Here is a 15913-nt window from a genome sequence, read left to right as displayed (position 1 = left end):
ATTTTTTTCCATACTGCACCTAAATTTCGGATGAAAGCCTTCGGAGATTCATGAAACTGCGTTTGATTAATTCACATTCTTGGTTTGAATTTTCCTTCACTTCACCGTGGAGGCTCCGGCCGTGTAAGTCGCGCATCCGTAAACATCCGGCCGCCGCTCCTGTAAGTAACACAACTGATAAATGATTGACTGAATCGTTTTTTCACCGTCATTGCTTCCCCTGTTTTTTGTATTCTGCGATTTCCCTAGGGGTAGCCTTCCGGACTCCGTCTGTGTCTGTCCTGTTTGCCACTTGAGCGCCTTCCATGTTTTTTATCTCGCTGACTACTCCCAAATGCTCTAAATACACATGATCACCAATCTTGAAACGATTCAGTTTGGCCCGCTCCTCTGTCATGCTCCTGTATTCAGTCGCGGCTTTCATTTTTAATTCAGCCAGACACATTTGACAAAGGGTTACTGTTACAGAATTGCCGTTAAAATCAGTAAACGAAACCGATCTGACAGATTCCTTTCCCGGGTGCATCGTGCATGTTTTCTTCATAGGCGATGGCCGTGTAAATTCAATCATTCCGCTTCCTCCTCAAAAAAGTCGCTTCGTCCCTCTGACGTAACAGCAGATGAATGGGAAGTTCCATACACCCGCATTCAAACCGTCACAATTACATGGAGATTGCCTTTCCTTCGCCGTCTGACGGATATTCATCCATCCTGCATAGCTGTAAGCCTATATTCCTTTATATTCCCAATGCTTGCCGTACTTCCCTGTTAGGATGAAATTTCCAAAGCTGTGGACCAGTTGCCGCATGTTGGTTCCATGCGAAAAGCCGTTTGGGCCGGCGTATCCAATTCATATGGGTAAATTTCAGCCCTCTAATATGTGTGTATGCTTTTTAAAGGAGGTGCGTCACATGATGTTCTAACAACCGATTCAACCTAAAGCTAACTCTTCCCCAATTCCCGATCATAAAATAAGTAAATTTACCCAGAACAAATTAATCATTTTGCACTTTCAAAATACTTATTTGTCTTTTCCTTCATTCTTCCATGGTAATATCTCGTTGAAGTATTTCGAATGAAAGGATATGATCATGAAAGTTTTCGAAGCAACCACCCTCCTCGCCGCCGCCAAACAGCGTTCGGGTGAATATAAAAAACTGCGCGGCCAAATGGTCAACCTGAAAAAAGCGTTTCAAGGTATGGCTGATCTCGGTGACAATGATTTCTCAGGCCGGGGCGCTGACAACATCAAAGCTTTTTTTAAGGACCACGCCGGCGTCACAGACAGCTGGCTTGATCTGATCGACATGAAAATCGCATTTCTCACAAGCCTTCCCGGTAAGGTCGAAGATGCCGGACTTTCCAATTCGCATGTGGAGGAATCATTTCTGGAGCATGAGCTCACCCACGCCCTCAGTAAATCAAAGGCAATTATGGAAGGGCAAAAAAAGGACATGGGGTCCATCCTCAGAGAGATCGAAGACATCATCTCGCTTGATCTGTTTTCAACCGAAAGCACAGATCAGAAGCTTTCTTCAGCTGACAAAAAAAGAAGCGAAACAATACATAAGCTCGACAAGCTTGATCACGATCTAACGAAGGAATACACAGAAACCGAAGCGAACGAACAGTTCATTCAGGCCGACTTTGAGCAGCTCCAAAACGCCACAGGCAAAGGAAAAAGCGCCACGCCGCTTCACTACAACGCCAAAGCGTACCGAGAAAGCGACATCCATAAGAAGAAAGGCGATATCGCAAGACATTCGGATGCTTATTTGACGATTAAAAAGGAAGAGGCGAAAGAGCGAGCGATCAAGGATCTGAAGAAAAAGCTGGCCGCTGGTGTCACCGATCCGGATGAATACTTAGAAATCGCGAAGAAAATCAGCTATGAAAACCTTGAACCTGCTCAGGTGGAATATGTGATGCAGCTTGAACAAGCAAAACAGCTAGAAGAAGTCGGAGAAACGGCTTGGGATATCGTTAAAGGAATAGGCGTCGGCCTTTATGATGTCGGGAAAGACACCATAACAGGCGTCAAAGATCTCGCTGTCGGCGCATGGGATTTTTACCATCTCTCTGATGAACAAAAAGTCGCTAAAACCATATCGGCCGTATTGAACACACCCTCCTACGCAAAAATCATATGGACAAACCTGGCGGATTCATGGAATGATAAAATGGTTAACGGGGATGCGTATTCAAGATCACATTACATCACCTACGCCATCGGGAGCATTGTGGGACTCAAAGGTTCCGGCTCAGCTGTAAAAGTATCAAGCAAGCTCGCGAAAACAGGTGCCGCCAAAGTGGATAACGTCTTGGAAGCTGGAGAAAAAGCAGCCGCAAAACATGTAAAAACCGGGATTGAAAAAGGACAAAACTACATCAATTCCTTTTCGAAAAACAAGTACGAACCCGCGCTTGCCGGAATAGCACAGGATATTGAAAACACTCACAATGTGAAGAATACTCCTTTGTTGAAAAGTATTATTGAAGATCAGAAAGAGAGTGTGCTCAGTAAATCTGTGACTTCTGGCATACATAGTGTTAAACAAGGAGACAGCAGTCCTCTCGCACCGGGCGGGGGTTTAGCTGCTCACGAAGCAAAAGGCGGACACCTTATAGAAAGACATGTTGGGAAAACAGATAAAGAATTAATAGAAAGACTGAAAACTGATCCTAACCCACATATTACAGCTTCATCTACTTTTAAAGATAGGGCTACCGCTGAAAGAATTGCTAATTCAGTTTTAAACGATCCAAAAAATATAAAGAAAATCGAAAATTGGATTGATGATCCTAAAAAACCTAAATTAATGTTAAGATACAAGGGCGATGGAGAAATAATCGGCAAAAGTGTATCAAGAAATTCAGAACTAGTAGAAAACGTCACAAACGCAAAAATTATACTCAAAAAAGATAATAACGGTAACTTTATTCTTACAGGATATCCAACCAAATAGAAAGAGAGGAAGTATCATGGATGAAAGGTATGATTTCTTAGATGAATTAGAAAATTTTTTAGGTGCAACATTTCATCAAGATATCCAATCCCCTGAACACGCCTTAGACGAATTTATTGAGGAAATTAGTAAAGAAGGTTTGCTATTTACAGTAAAGTATTGCGAAGAGTTTCTAAATAGCGATCTAACCAAAGAAGAAAAGGAAGACATTATAAAGTGTAATGCAGAAATATATTTCCCGACAATTGGCTTACCGCCTATAGAATGGTTAAAAAGTGTAATAGAACAACTAAAAGAGGCTATTTAAAAGAAACACTGAAAGGCCCCCATTTTATGGAGGGCCTTTTTATATTGATACCGAATTTTTCGGCTTTCTTATCCGGATAGAAACGCAATACCGACAGTGCGGTTTGGAACTACTTGACGGCATCACTAGCTGAACTTTTCAACAATTTTGACCCTAAAAAGAGATACGGCCCACAATTCGACGGTATCCTGTTCCGTTACTCCACCAATGCTCTTAGACATATAGACTAGACGAATCGTTCACCCAGCTTCTGACATCGTGAAATGCGACTAACGTCTTAAAAAAAAACGCTAATGTATTAATCGTCCCCGGCGCAAGCCTTTTCTTCATATGCTCGTCCTTCTTAAAATAATGGTCCTCGAATTTAACCCACTCGTCTTGACTGTACACGATATACTTACGAATTACCTCTCGGCTCATTTCGTGAATGGACCGCCCGATCCCCTTACGATCCAAAAATTCGAAAGAACCTGTAATTGTCTTCGTATTGGTTGAGCGTTGATTGCGCCCGCCCCTCTGATTTCCGCGAAACTGTACGAAAAGCACATCGAGATTGCTCGTAGTCTTCCGTAAAGTACGTTCCTTTTTGACGCGTTTTCCTGTTCTATTTGCGGACATATTACCGCCTCCATTCGGTTAAGTCACCGCAATAAAAACCGCTTCCTTGTCGTTGGTAGGACCGCTACCCTGCGCCTTAATACGACTAAGTCAACGCAATAAAAAACGGCTAGAAACGTTGATATAACGTCTCTAACCGCAGTGTATGATTCCGACTGGGCTCGAACCAGCGACCTCTACCCTGTCAAGGTAGTGATTATCTTCTGATACGAACAGACGTTTTATTTTGAAACCTTATTTTATAAGGTTTGCTGACCAGGCTTTCTGATAATAAATCTTCTGTTTTGGCTAAAAATGAACAAGTTGGTCCCCAATTCGTCCCCAACTGTCCCCAAATCAGATTTATCGACAACAGAACCTATGTTCGCATATCATCTTTACAGGAGTTGAATTGCAATGACTGATTTTGAACGGAAAGTGTATCGGATTATTTTTAATATGACCCGCTTCGGGAAAAATCCCTCCATGGAACAATTGAAAAGAAAAACCGGAAAAGATGAGCAGACGATCCGTGCTGCTGTGAAAAATTTGATGAGGCAGCGCATTTTGAAGTGGGATAAGAAAAAAGAGAAGTGGATGTTTTGACACATTACAATAAGGTTAAACAAAGGATTTAAAAGGAGATACATTTGAGTCTCTTTATAAAATAGGTACCTATTCGACTGCTAAATAAAAGCATTGAAAAAGCTTACATAAAAGTAAGCTTTTTAAGAGAAAAAATTTTGCCATTTTTCAAAGGCCGAAATCAAATTCACTGAGTTAGAAGCAGTCTTAATTATTGAATCTGCTGACTCTATGAAGCTTTTCAACACTGCTTTCTTTGGTTTTTCTGCGGTTACCTCAGAATTAGCTGCTTCCACAAGCTCGTTTAATTCTTGCTGTCTTTCAGGTTTTAATTCTGAACTCTTTATCTCAGTGAGCAGTAATTTGGTTAATTCCTCTAGCTCATTGTCTCCTTTATTGTTGTTATTTATCACTGTGTTATTAGAATGCGAACCAAAACTAATTGCAGTTCCGCTTGGGTTATAAACATTGTTATGAGTTGTTTTATCCACGTAAATGAAGGCCCCTCTCGTTATCTCTTCAAATTGTCCATTAACTATCAGTTCATTCATTGTTCTTACTTTATCAGCTAGACTAACAGGAGCCTCCCGCTCAAGTTTCTGTTCAAGCTGTTTTGTCTCTTTTTTTTTTGACATTGGGTTATAAAATAATCTGTGAACTCAAAAACTAACAAAAAGTGCTCTGGCTCGGGAATAAAGTCTAATTCACCACAAAAGCAATCAAAATAATCCTCAATTTCCTCTTCCAGATCAAAAGATCGAACCTTATGGTTATTTGGGCACAAAAGCATTTTTTTAGGAATTAATTCAAAATCCCGTTTTCTCATTAAATATTTTAGTACAAAATCATACGAATCAATGTCTACACCAATAGCGAATAGAACATTCTCAACAGTGAAGTCTTCTATTGGAGGATCGTTTGCAGCCCACTTTGACAATACATTATTAATATCCTCAAAATATACTGTGCTCATAATTCCACCTCCAATAGTTTTACTATTTTGTTGATATGTTTTCTTCCAAGAGCTCTGTAGTAGGAGCTGCTTCAATTATAGACGCCATTTTTTTATCTTCTATATCAACCTTAACTAAAACATCTAAAACATGATCAACAACACTTTCAGGTACTTCTTTTGCAAACTTAAAATAGCCCTTTCCGTAATTAACTTCAAACGTAGTTTCTATTTCAACAGAAGTCCTTGGATCAGTATATTTGAAAATACACTTTTCGTCCATTTTATGATCAGTTGGATAACCAAGTTTATTTATTGCACTAGTAATAACGTTAAAGGTGTTATCACTATTTAGATCAACACCTCTTTTACCATTAAATTGAATACTCCCTACACTTGTTGGAAGTGCAATATGACTTGAAGAAACACCTGCTGAAAGGTGAGCACACATTCTTTTTGCATTTTCCTTTGTCAATTTTGGAACAGTAAAGTGATTACAATCTTTTGTATAACCTATATATTCTAATATTTGTTCTCTATATTTGAGTATATCTTTAAATGCACATCTCATCTCCAAAAGGGGCTTATCGGTAAATATTACAACAACAGAGATAAAATGAGCATAAGAGACTTTCATTGAACCGTATCCTTTTTTTCGTGTTGTACTCTTTTCTTCTACAAATTTTAAGTATACGGCACTTCCTTCGTGCTTGATTGCACACAATTGTAATGCTGGCTTTAAATCTGGTTCCCACTCTGTATCAATTTGATTTATTCTGAGTCCTCTTTTTTCAGTTAAAAATTTCAACAGTTTTTCTGGAGTGTTTGAAGTTTCAGGAAAAGCTTCTTCGAGTTCACACAACGTTAAATGTTTACTTGAAAACTTAAATTGTTCATCTAAATACTTCAAGTCGTCTCGGTAGCCTTTTTCTGAAAGTTCGCCTATGATCTCTTTAGCATCGCGTTTAGAAAACTTAACTTTTTTTGTTTTTGCAAATTGATTTAATATTGTGCTCTGTTCAATTATATTTAAATATTTCTGCATATAGACCTGCCCTTCACTATATCCAAGAATAAAGAGCACTAAACACCTTGTACAGTGAATATGTTTGTATCAAGTTGTCCAAAGTTAAGTGCTCACCCCTAAATGACGGGTTTTCTTATTTGATACTAACAAAAATTTTACAGCAGATCCATCTTTTTGTTTAAATTCCCCTTCACTTATAGTAGAGAAAAGTATGACAAAGGCCTCTTGTATCATGCCTCCGCTATTTCTTATGGCTAGCTTCTAATTCTTTTAAGATCTTGCACATGTCCAAGAACAATGCAACTGTTCCAACCTTTTTAACCGGTTTGAGCTTTCCTGAAGTCACAAGGATACTTAAGCGCTGCCGGGTGATTCCAAGCAGATCCCTCGCTTCCCTTGCAGTCAAAACTTCTTCCTTGATAAACTTAATTTTTTCGCTTTCTTTCACGTCGTTTTTCTGACCAAATCATAATAAGACCTTTGAATAGTGTGAGGATCACAGCCAGATATAAAATTACACTCGCTATCATTCCCGAAAGCGATAAGTTTTTAGAATCAATAGCGACAAGGCCAAATAACATTATTAGAAGCATGGCCATTTCTGATGTACTGTACTTGCTGAGATAATCTTTCATTCGAAAGTGGATGAGTTACAGTATACCGCAATACGTTTTTGCGGCATACCGCAATCACTTTTAATGTATACTGAGTGTATATTCGAGGAAACAGGGGGTTTCCCCCCCTTGAAAACCTTGAAACCTGCAGTTGCGCTTCTAGCTTTGCCGGCGGAAGCGCTTTTTCTTTTTCTCTCCTCGCTGCTTCTTTTCATTTTGGAAGATGTCATAAAGCTGTTTGCATATTGTGACAATTCCCGCAATCGAAAGTACCCAGTTTCTAAACTCATCCACTTAACCACCTCCTAACACAAGAATTATACCATTTTTATCCGAGACACCAATATATTTCATAAAAAAACCACTCTAAAGAGACGGATGCTCCGCCAGTCATTTTTACCCAACCACTTAAAATCTGCTTTCTATCAACTTTATTCAAGAACAACACAAGGAATAAAGACGCAGACCAAATGATTCATTTTACCTTTTCAATCGTACAGCGACCATTTCCTTCATTCTTCCATGGTAATATCTTGTTGAAGCTTTTTAAAAGAAAGGATATGGTCATGAAAGTTTTTGAAGCAAACAGCTTGTTGACCGCTGCCAAACAGCGTGCGAGTGAATACAAAGAACTGCGCGGCCAGATGGGCAATCTAAAAAAAGCGTTTCAAGGTATGGCTGATCTTGGCGACGGCGATTTCTCAGGCCGGGGCGCTGACAACATCAAAGCTTTTTTCAAAGACCACGCCGGCGTCACAGACAGCTGGCTTGATCTGATCGACATGAAAATCGCATTTCTCACAAGCCTTCCCGGCAAAGTCGAAGAAGCAGGTCTTTCCGAATCTCATGTAGAAGAATCATTTCTGGAGCACGAGCTTACCCACGCCTTGAATAAATCAAAAGCAATTATGGAAGAGCAGAAAAAGGACATGCGCTCCATCCTCGGAGAGATCGAAGACATCATCTCGCTTGATCTGTTTTCAACCGAAAACACGGATCAGAAGCTCTCTTCAGCTGACAAAAAAAGAAGTGAAACAATACATAAGCTCGGCAAGCTTGATCACGATCTAACGAAGGAATACGCCGAAACCGAAGCGAACGAACAGTTTATCCAAGCCGACTTTCAGCAGCTTCAAAACGCCACAGGCAAAGGAAAAAGCGCCACGCCGCTTCACTACAATGCCAAGGCGTACCGTGAAAGCGACATCCATAAGAAAAAAGGCGAGATTGCAAAGCATTCAGATGCTTACCTTACGATTAAGAAAGAAGAAGCAAGAGAACGTGAGGTTGAAAAACTGAAAGAAAGACTAAACAATTTCGACTATGCGAATGCCGATGAGTTCTACTCAATGGCTAAAACAATCGGCTATGAAAACCTGACAAAAGAACAGCAGCGTTATTTCACACAAATTGAAAACACGCAAGAACTCACAGACGGTTTCAAAGGGGTTGCAGTCGGTCTTTATGATGTTGGGAAAGATACTGTGTTAGGTCTGAAAGACCTCGCTGTCGGCGCCTGGGACTTTTATCAGCTCACTGATGAACAAAAGGTTGTTAAAACGATTTCTACCGTATTGAATACTCCGTCTTACGCAAAAATCATATGGACAAACCTAGCCGATTCGTGGAATGATCAAATGGTGAATGGTGATACGTACTCTAGAGCGCACTACGTCTCATATGCGGTGGGCAGCCTTGTCGGCCTGAAAGGTGTGGGCTCGACGGTTAACGTATCAAGCAAACTCGCAAAAACAGGCTTCTCCAAGGTGGGAAAAGTATTGGAGCCTGGCGCTGCACGCCATGTACACACAGGAATAAAAAATGGAACAGACTATATCAACTCTTTATTGAAAAATAAGAACGAACCTGCCCTTGTTGGAATAGCGCAAGATATTGAAAACACCCATAATGTAAAAAACACGCCGCTTTTAAAGAGATTAGTTCAATCAAAGGATGATTTGTTTACTAAAGCCGCACCTTATACTTACAAAGATGAATACGGAAACCTCAAAACAGTTAACTTAAAAATGGGCCATCTTAAAAACCAAAAACATCCTAAAACTGGAGTTCCATATAATAAAGACGGTTTCCCAATTTTCAAAGCAAAATTTGATACGAAGATTGATTCTAAACTTTATAAGGAAAGCGATTATTTACAATTTAAAGATGCAACCTTAAAATTAAAAGAAGAAATTGAAAGAGATCCTTTACTTAGAAATCAATTCAATGACCTTCAAATCCAAATGATAAAAGCTGGTGAAACACCAGACGGATATACTTGGCATCATCACCAAGATTCAGGGAGAATGCAATTAGTTGACCAAAAGGTGCATCGGCAAACAGGCCATACAGGAGGTCGGCACCTTTGGGGTGGTGGAAGTAAGAACAGATAGGAGTTGGTCAATATGACAGAGTGGAGATTTGCCGAAGAACCCATCGGGGAAACAACTGTTAAAAAAATCGAAAAGGCATTAGATATTAAGTTTCCAAACGACTACATTTCAACTATATTAAACAACAATGGAGCACGCCCAAGTAAAAAGATATTTGACTTTGAAAATACAAAAGGTGCGGTTTTTAATCGATTACATGGCCTAACTGAAGATAGTTCAAGTTTTATTTTAGAAGTTTTAGAAGATTATCAGGATGGAAGAATGCTTTCAGGGATAGTCCCTTTCGCCTGTGATCCTTTCGGTAATGAAATCTGTTTCGATTATCGTCAGAATAAAGAAAATCCCTCTGTGGTTTTCTGGGATCATGAAATTGCTTATGAAGACCCTGATGGAGCTTTGAGTCATATATCTGATTCATTTACCGATTTGGTTAATAAACTATACGATGAATAAAAAGATAAGTCCCTTCTCATAACGAGAAGGGATTCTCTTATGTTAGTAGAGATTCAAGCTTCGCTTTTGTTTTCGGCCCATAAATGCCATCAGCAGTCAGGCCGTACATGGACTGGAATCGTTTAACCGCGTTTGCTGTTTTCGGCCCGTAATAGCCATCTATTCCGTTGTTACTTGCCCCTTTGTCCGGGTAGTAATAGAGAGCCGCCAGTGCAGATTGAATCCGTTTCACGGCCGTTCCCTTAGTTAAGGGGCTTGTAACTTTAAAAACGCCTGACGGCAACGTGTAAGATGATTTCTTGCCGTTGGATGAAGAGCCGGTCGAGCCAGTCAGCTTTAATATTTGACCGACTTTGATTAGATTCGGATTTTTGATGCCGTTCAAGCTTTGCAGGGTTTTCATGCTTACTCCTGTTTTCTCTGCAATTACAGAAAGGACATCGCCTTTCTTGACGGTGTACGTCGCCCCGCTGGTCTTCGAATCTGTTTTTTGTGGTTTGGATGCTTTTTTACCTCCAAGGCGTTCAAGTTCTGCAACGATAGACGATTTCACTTCATCCCAGCGCCCCTCATCTAAAATACGGTGCGGGCAGTATTTTCCATTCCAGTCCTGATGCTTTCTGATCCTGTCGACGCCCCAGCCGCGCTCTTTTAGAAGCTGCGCCACAAACTTGATAGCCAGCGCCTCCGCTGCTTGGTATCGCGCTCCGCCTGACTTGCTGTAGCAGATTTCTACACCGATAGACTTACGGTTCCCGGTTCCGTTTGTACCGTCGCCAGAATGCCAAGCGTTCCGGTCCAGCGGAATCCCCTGAATTACTTCTTTATCATCTACAGCAAAATGATAGCTTGTCGATTCAGTGTTACCAGTCATATAACTGATTTCATTGGCGGCTGATGCATCGTTTGCCGTATTATGAATGGTGATGTACTCCGGCGTCATCGGATTCGGACATTTCAGAGCATATTTCTCAGATTCTACTATTCTTTTTTTAACTGCAATTGTCATGAAAAATCTCTCCTATTCTGTTTTGAAATATAAAAGAGCCGCCGAACGGCAGCCCTTACTTGGTCAAATCGTGCTGTTTTAAAACGGCTTTTTGCTTATGGCCTTTTTCAGTCACATAGTTGTTTTTGAACCATGCTACCAGTGACATGATGATCGTAAAACCGATGGAGCCGCCTAAATAAACCGCGTCCGCAAGGTCATTCACTTGATCATCTGCAATCGGTAGCACATCCTTACCAAACATCACTAAAACTTGGTTTACGAGAGCAATAAAAAGAAGCACAGTCCGGACGACTGTACCTTTGTCGAATTTTTTCATATGTTATTTCCCTCCTTATTTTTGCAGCAGGTTATACATGATCGCGATAGCCCCCCCGATAAAACCGGTGCTGACTGCCGTTATTATGGCTCCTGTGATGGTCCGTTTGATCCAAGTCGTATTTTCATCAATTTTGTTCAGCTTTTCGTTTAATGAAATGATTTGCTGATCATGCCTGTCTGAAGAACGCTCAAGGACACTCACTCGCTGTTCAAGAGTCTTTTGCCCGGCTTTAACCTCTGTTATTTCTTTTTGTAAAGCATTCACTTCCGGTACCTCCGTCATTTGTGACATTAGTACGCCCCCCTTTTTCTATCTCATACGCTTCACCTCCTTCGAGGCAAAATAAAAACACCTATTCAGTTACAGGTGCTGGTTCACTATTATTTTCTTTCGCCGCTACTGTCGCATTTAATTGCTTTTCGAGTTCCTCGCGTTTATTATCTGCAAACGTGTATAGCGCTTTATATTCGGCCAGCTCATTATTCTTCAGATTCAATTCCTGCTGTAGGGAAGCAGCTTTATATGCTGCAATTTGTAACTGGTCCTGAAGTTGCTCTTTTGTCATTTCTTGCATGCCTTTCACTCCTTACTCTTGATCGGGATACGCATTACCGCGTTCGCTTTCTGTAATTTCATCATATTCCGCTTGTGTGATGCGGCCTATCTCAACGGCTTTTCTCATTTCAACGGTCAAAACAGTTCCGTTTTTCCAGCAATCCTCAAAAAACCCGAAAAGAGCACTTCGGTTCTCCAATGGGCTCCCCCCGTTTCCTTTTATTGATTCATTAAGAGATTGCAAACCCGCTGAAGGTCAAGGACTTGTTCCTGCAACTTTTCCTCTGTAGTCTTTTCCTTCTCTCTATCTTTTGCTTCAATATTTAATACCACGGGCTCAAGCTTCATCTTTGCCATCCTCCTTATTTTGAACATAGATTGTTATAAGCCCTTCTCGGTTGCCTTGTGGATCAACGACAATTTGAACTGGAATCATAATAAGCTTTTTGCTCCCACTGTACCCTTGATAATAACCGTCAGGCTCTACATAAGTTTTTGTGAGCAAATAGCTTATTTCATCAGACTTTATATCATGAAGGACATATAATTGATACGCTACTTTTGTTGTATCGTCCGGCTGCAGATCGAACGAAACAGCCTCCATGGGATATGTCTTGTCTCCTTTTTTTATAGAGCCGGCAGTTATTTCAATTCCCGCGCCGGTTTCTTCTATTTCGATGCCGTCCGCATAATAAAGACTCATGTTAAAATCCCTTTTTTCAACCATAAAAATTACTCCCTTATTGTGATTCGTAAAAAATAACAATTTGAACCTTTATCGTTTTTCCCGCAACTCCGGCAGTAGTCCCGGTCCCTCTCACTCCAATATCAACAGAACTGGCGCTTATATTTTCTAATCCTACCGTAACCGCATTAGAATATGCGCCAATCGCTGTACCTACCGCCGCAAAAACGTTCTCAGGCGCATAATCAAAACTATCAACAAAAGGAATGCGATTGTAGCGCGCGTACGCAGTTGCCCCTCCGTCAGGCGGCAGTTTAATGTCCCAAGTAAAGCAGTAAACCATCAAACCGTATTGTAGGCCTCCATGCTCGTCTTCTAATTCTGTAGAAACATTGCCACCCATCAATTTGAATTCGCAATTTTTTGCATTCCCTGCTACAACTTTGGTTCCCAATGGCAGCGTTAAATCTGATGCATCAACAATCGTTTTTTGGCCTGATTTCAGTCGAATGACCCCGGGGACATCAATATCTAAATTATTCGGTTTAAAGCGATAAATAGTAGCTGATCCTTCAAAAAGGGCCTGATAACGATTATATGTGAACGGCTCTCCTATATTTTTAGGATTGGTAGTAGCAGTAAGAAGAAAAGCGTCTTCTTCAACAGCTGCCTGTCTTTCCATTTTCATATTAAAATGGCTTATAACTTGTCCAACATCTCCTATTTCTGAATACATTGAAATAGTTGGAACCGTTTCATATGCGGTTTGCTCGCCTGCGCCACGGAGCTCTATTTTGCCATCACCAATTGAAACTGTTCTGTAGATTTCATTATAGGAATCACCAGGATCAAAAAACTTTCCTTGTTCCTGCGTTATTTTCCCAGAACTAACAATCAATTTGTTGTAAACATAATGAGAGTCTCTGGTGTACTGGTAAATCTTATCGCCTTCGATATAGTATTCGGCATCTTCTGATTGTGTCAGCGCCTCGAAACGGGCCCCTTTTATGGTCACCCCCTCAATCGTGATACCTTTTAACGTCCCGACATTTATTTTGTCCGCTGAAAGGTCTTTGATCTTGGCGTTTGTTATTGAACCATCAATGATGTGTACCGAATCAATTATTGCTTCTTTTAGATGTGCCTTTGCGATAGCCGCATTTTGAATAGCCGCTGTCCCGATTGCCGCCTCAGCTATTTTCGCACTTGTTATGGCTGCATTTTTTATATGAGCTGCTTCTATTACCGCCTTTTGGATGTGGTCGCCATCAATAACCCCATCAACCAGCTGAGTATCAAACGGGCTATAACCATAATCAGAAATGACGTCGCCTTTGCGTACCTGTACCTTACGAATAACAAAGCTACAGGGCTCAGTGTTTCCGTTTCGATTATATCCGCCGATTCCAATTGTGTAATCAGAGCCGGTTTCCGGAGCAGTAAATTTGATATTAACCCTTATAAATTGATCAGACGGAAAAGCAGAAATATCTTTCTGTTCATTGCTGCTAATTTGTATGAAAGTACTGCTTTTTTTCAAATGAATATAATTTATGTCGGTGGTATTATTCCGCTTTATTTCAAAAGACAGTATATATTGTTGATCTTTGACCAAGGCCATTCTTTGAACATTAACAGGCGAGGACCTGTTACCACATATTCCGAAAGCTATTCTAGTTGTTCCATTGATGACTTGAGAAACAGTCATTTCGTTAAATTCTTTTTCCTCAACACTGTGGCTTGTGTCCGGGTAATCATAGAACCATTTAGATTTTAAAAGAGAGCCAGGTAAGATATTAGCATCATCAAAGTTTCTTGAAAGTTTATCAGCGTCAACGGCCAGCTGGGCCAGTTTTTCTTTTGTGATCGCTCCGAAAACAATATCATCAGTCAGAATGCGCTGAGTGGTCGCGGAAAACTGATCTGTGAATTCGCTCGCTGTGCCTCGTGTGTTGATTGAGCGCAAGCGATAATACCAAACTTCATTTACTCCCGTAAAATGCTCATATCCGCCTGTTTTGCCTCTGAAAATACGATTCTCTTTTAATGGGGTGAATCCATTTACTTGTGAAGCATATACCTCATAGGCTGCAATATAACTGGACGGATCATAATCCCATGTCAGGGCCACATTCTGAAACATTGGCTTGATCACTACATTCGACGGAACTGGCGGGGCTTTGTCAGGGAAACTTCCATCCGTAACCTCCCCGGCGTCCGGTTTGCTTTCCCAAGTACCGCGGTTTTTTTCTATCACGCTTTCGATTTGATCAATTCGGCCGTCTTTTTGTAATGCTGATAAAAATTGGCCGATCTCAACAACGCAAGTGTTTTCAGGGTCGGTAATATCGTATTCCATTGAAATAACGCGCTGCGATGTCTCGATTGGAATAGCGAAGTTTCGGTCAATTGCGATCGTTGTATCTCCCAATTCCACATGTTCGTGTTCGTGTCCCGGCACGCTCTCGAGCAGTTGCACGGACAGTTCGTAATTGATTTCTGTCTTACATGCAGTCGTAATCAAATGATTATATGTGGCCTTTAAGAGCTCTACCGGATCTGTTATGTCTTCATTATTGAACTGGCCTTCCCGATGGATCAGCTTTCCATCTTTAAGGCGCCCCAATCGTTCTAATAAATCCGGATCGCCAACCCATTCCTGGCCTAAAGGCTTATCGACCGGGTCGCCTTTTGATTTTTTCCATTCTACTTCAGAGAAATCAATAAAACGGGAATAACCGCCCGTTTCCTCTCCTTCCTCATCCGTAGATGCTATGGATGCTCCGTAACCCCAAAGGGCTGTCACCGGGTAACTGATAACGGTCCGCCGGATATTTGTTGTATCCTTATCACTCTCAAAGCGCTTCCCGCCGTCTTTACCGCGACGGGGAAGTATTTTTATAATTCGTTTGACGACCTGATTTCCATCAAATTCTATAGTGTCCTGAAGCTCTCCGCCCCATATATTGATCACATCAGCGATACAATCCAACGCTGTTTTTTTATAGAAGGTAGTCGTATTCACTCCAAGCTCCGCCGTTACTTCCGCCACCCATCTTGACCGAGAAAGGACGTTGTCCAGTACAAACTGAGCAGTTTTGTTAGTCGGGCGGAAATCTTTTACAAAGGTTTCGGCAAGCTCCATCATAGCAGCCTCACAGGTAACCTGGGTGTTAACCTCTCCTTCTTCACTTGTATCATCGAGTTCCTTAATGACAAACAGACGCAGTACACCGTCCTTATCCCTGAACACCACTTGATTCTCTTCGAATAGGAAGCGCGCGTCAGGGTGGGAGGCATCGGCTACAAAAGAAAAAGAAGAGCCCTTGTTGAGCTCTTCCTTGTATTTAGCATCCCAGAACGTACAGGTTTCTCGTCCGTGGCTGGACAGCACTGTCAATAATTTATCATCTGGTGAAAGTATATAAATGTCAGCCATGACCGGACC

At 41.1% G+C, this 15913-nt stretch carries 20 protein-coding genes; 5 read left to right on the top strand and 15 right to left on the bottom strand.

Annotated elements, in window-relative coordinates; genetic code table 11:
- Nucleotides 1-208: 208 nt before the first annotated feature.
- Entirely contained in the window at nt 209-571 is a 363-nt protein-coding gene (locus JNUCC21_RS06330; RefSeq protein ID WP_025284574.1) for a hypothetical protein, read from the bottom strand.
- A gap of 520 nt (nt 572-1091) precedes the next feature.
- Between JNUCC21_RS06330 and JNUCC21_RS06325 the strand changes: the two genes are divergently transcribed.
- Nucleotides 1092-2966 carry a ribonuclease YeeF family protein gene (locus JNUCC21_RS06325; RefSeq protein WP_369878679.1) on the top strand — a complete coding sequence of 625 codons (1875 nt, stop codon included), beginning with the start codon at nt 1092-1094 and terminating at the stop codon, nt 2964-2966.
- Between the two features lie 16 nt (nt 2967-2982).
- On the top strand, nt 2983-3273 hold the full coding sequence (locus JNUCC21_RS06320; protein ID WP_015417243.1) for a contact-dependent growth inhibition system immunity protein: 291 nt from the start codon (nt 2983-2985) through the stop codon (nt 3271-3273).
- Between the two features lie 213 nt (nt 3274-3486).
- On the opposite strand, the gene JNUCC21_RS06315 is transcribed toward JNUCC21_RS06320, so the two are convergent.
- Nucleotides 3487-3891 (bottom strand): hypothetical protein, encoded by a 405-nt coding sequence (locus JNUCC21_RS06315; RefSeq protein WP_015239644.1) that lies wholly within the window; start codon nt 3889-3891, stop codon nt 3487-3489.
- A gap of 396 nt (nt 3892-4287) precedes the next feature.
- On the opposite strand from JNUCC21_RS06315, the gene JNUCC21_RS06310 reads away from it, so the two are divergent.
- On the top strand, nt 4288-4476 hold the full coding sequence (locus tag JNUCC21_RS06310; RefSeq protein ID WP_213390673.1) for a hypothetical protein: 189 nt from the start codon (nt 4288-4290) through the stop codon (nt 4474-4476).
- A gap of 122 nt (nt 4477-4598) precedes the next feature.
- On the opposite strand, the gene JNUCC21_RS06305 is transcribed toward JNUCC21_RS06310, so the two are convergent.
- The 5 genes from JNUCC21_RS06305 to JNUCC21_RS06285 all read right to left on the bottom strand — a co-directional run bounded on the left by JNUCC21_RS06305 (nt 4599) and on the right by JNUCC21_RS06285 (nt 7342).
- On the bottom strand, nt 4599-4946 hold the full coding sequence (locus JNUCC21_RS06305; protein ID WP_326220538.1) for a hypothetical protein: 348 nt from the start codon (nt 4944-4946) through the stop codon (nt 4599-4601).
- A 77-nt stretch (nt 4947-5023) separates the two neighbouring features.
- The gene (locus JNUCC21_RS06300) at nt 5024-5428 is read right to left on the bottom strand and encodes a hypothetical protein (RefSeq protein ID WP_326220537.1); all 405 of its coding nucleotides are present in this window, start codon (nt 5426-5428) and stop codon (nt 5024-5026) included.
- A 22-nt stretch (nt 5429-5450) separates the two neighbouring features.
- Nucleotides 5451-6452 (bottom strand): hypothetical protein, encoded by a 1002-nt coding sequence (locus tag JNUCC21_RS06295; protein WP_326220535.1) that lies wholly within the window; start codon nt 6450-6452, stop codon nt 5451-5453.
- A 223-nt stretch (nt 6453-6675) separates the two neighbouring features.
- Nucleotides 6676-6882: a DNA-binding protein gene (locus tag JNUCC21_RS06290; protein ID WP_326220534.1), complete on the bottom strand. Its 207-nt coding sequence runs from the start codon at nt 6880-6882 to the stop codon at nt 6676-6678.
- Between the two features lie 325 nt (nt 6883-7207).
- Nucleotides 7208-7342, bottom strand: coding sequence for a hypothetical protein (locus tag JNUCC21_RS06285; protein WP_262975063.1), 135 nt, complete (start codon nt 7340-7342; stop codon nt 7208-7210).
- A 272-nt stretch (nt 7343-7614) separates the two neighbouring features.
- Here JNUCC21_RS06285 and JNUCC21_RS06280 point away from each other — a divergent pair, with 272 nt between their 5' ends.
- Both JNUCC21_RS06280 and JNUCC21_RS06275 read left to right on the top strand, forming a co-directional pair.
- The gene (locus tag JNUCC21_RS06280) at nt 7615-9441 is read left to right on the top strand and encodes a T7SS effector LXG polymorphic toxin (protein ID WP_326220531.1); all 1827 of its coding nucleotides are present in this window, start codon (nt 7615-7617) and stop codon (nt 9439-9441) included.
- 12 nt (nt 9442-9453) lie between these two features.
- Nucleotides 9454-9894, top strand: coding sequence for an SMI1/KNR4 family protein (locus JNUCC21_RS06275; RefSeq protein ID WP_326220530.1), 441 nt, complete (start codon nt 9454-9456; stop codon nt 9892-9894).
- A 37-nt stretch (nt 9895-9931) separates the two neighbouring features.
- Here JNUCC21_RS06275 and JNUCC21_RS06270 read toward each other — a convergent pair whose 3' ends face one another.
- The 8 genes from JNUCC21_RS06270 to JNUCC21_RS06235 form a co-directional block, all read right to left on the bottom strand.
- The gene (locus JNUCC21_RS06270; protein ID WP_326220528.1) at nt 9932-10903 is read right to left on the bottom strand and encodes an N-acetylmuramoyl-L-alanine amidase; all 972 of its coding nucleotides are present in this window, start codon (nt 10901-10903) and stop codon (nt 9932-9934) included.
- Nucleotides 10904-10958: 55 nt separating this feature from the next.
- Nucleotides 10959-11222 carry a phage holin gene (locus JNUCC21_RS06265; protein ID WP_014470539.1) on the bottom strand — a complete coding sequence of 88 codons (264 nt, stop codon included), beginning with the start codon at nt 11220-11222 and terminating at the stop codon, nt 10959-10961.
- Nucleotides 11223-11237: 15 nt separating this feature from the next.
- On the bottom strand, nt 11238-11507 hold the full coding sequence (locus JNUCC21_RS06260; protein ID WP_014470540.1) for a hemolysin XhlA family protein: 270 nt from the start codon (nt 11505-11507) through the stop codon (nt 11238-11240).
- A 70-nt stretch (nt 11508-11577) separates the two neighbouring features.
- The gene (locus JNUCC21_RS06255) at nt 11578-11799 is read right to left on the bottom strand and encodes a hypothetical protein (RefSeq protein ID WP_017417520.1); all 222 of its coding nucleotides are present in this window, start codon (nt 11797-11799) and stop codon (nt 11578-11580) included.
- A 12-nt stretch (nt 11800-11811) separates the two neighbouring features.
- Entirely contained in the window at nt 11812-11979 is a 168-nt protein-coding gene (locus JNUCC21_RS06250; protein ID WP_326220524.1) for an XkdX family protein, read from the bottom strand.
- 20 nt (nt 11980-11999) lie between these two features.
- Nucleotides 12000-12128, bottom strand: a complete 129-nt coding sequence (locus JNUCC21_RS06245) for a hypothetical protein (RefSeq protein WP_017417518.1) — start codon at nt 12126-12128, stop codon at nt 12000-12002.
- Nucleotides 12118-12507, bottom strand: a complete 390-nt coding sequence (locus JNUCC21_RS06240; protein WP_134986466.1) for a hypothetical protein — start codon at nt 12505-12507, stop codon at nt 12118-12120. The genes JNUCC21_RS06245 and JNUCC21_RS06240 overlap by 11 nt, the downstream gene beginning before the upstream one ends.
- A 13-nt stretch (nt 12508-12520) precedes the next feature.
- Nucleotides 12521-15904, bottom strand: coding sequence for a prophage endopeptidase tail family protein (locus JNUCC21_RS06235; protein ID WP_326220521.1), 3384 nt, complete (start codon nt 15902-15904; stop codon nt 12521-12523).
- Nucleotides 15905-15913 lie beyond the last annotated feature (9 nt).

Origin of the sequence: Bacillus sp. JNUCC-21, from assembly GCF_041222765.1 — a bacterium.
Classification (GTDB): Bacteria; Bacillota; Bacilli; order Bacillales; family Bacillaceae; genus Bacillus; species Bacillus velezensis.
This window is presented reverse-complemented; position numbering and strand designations above follow the sequence as displayed.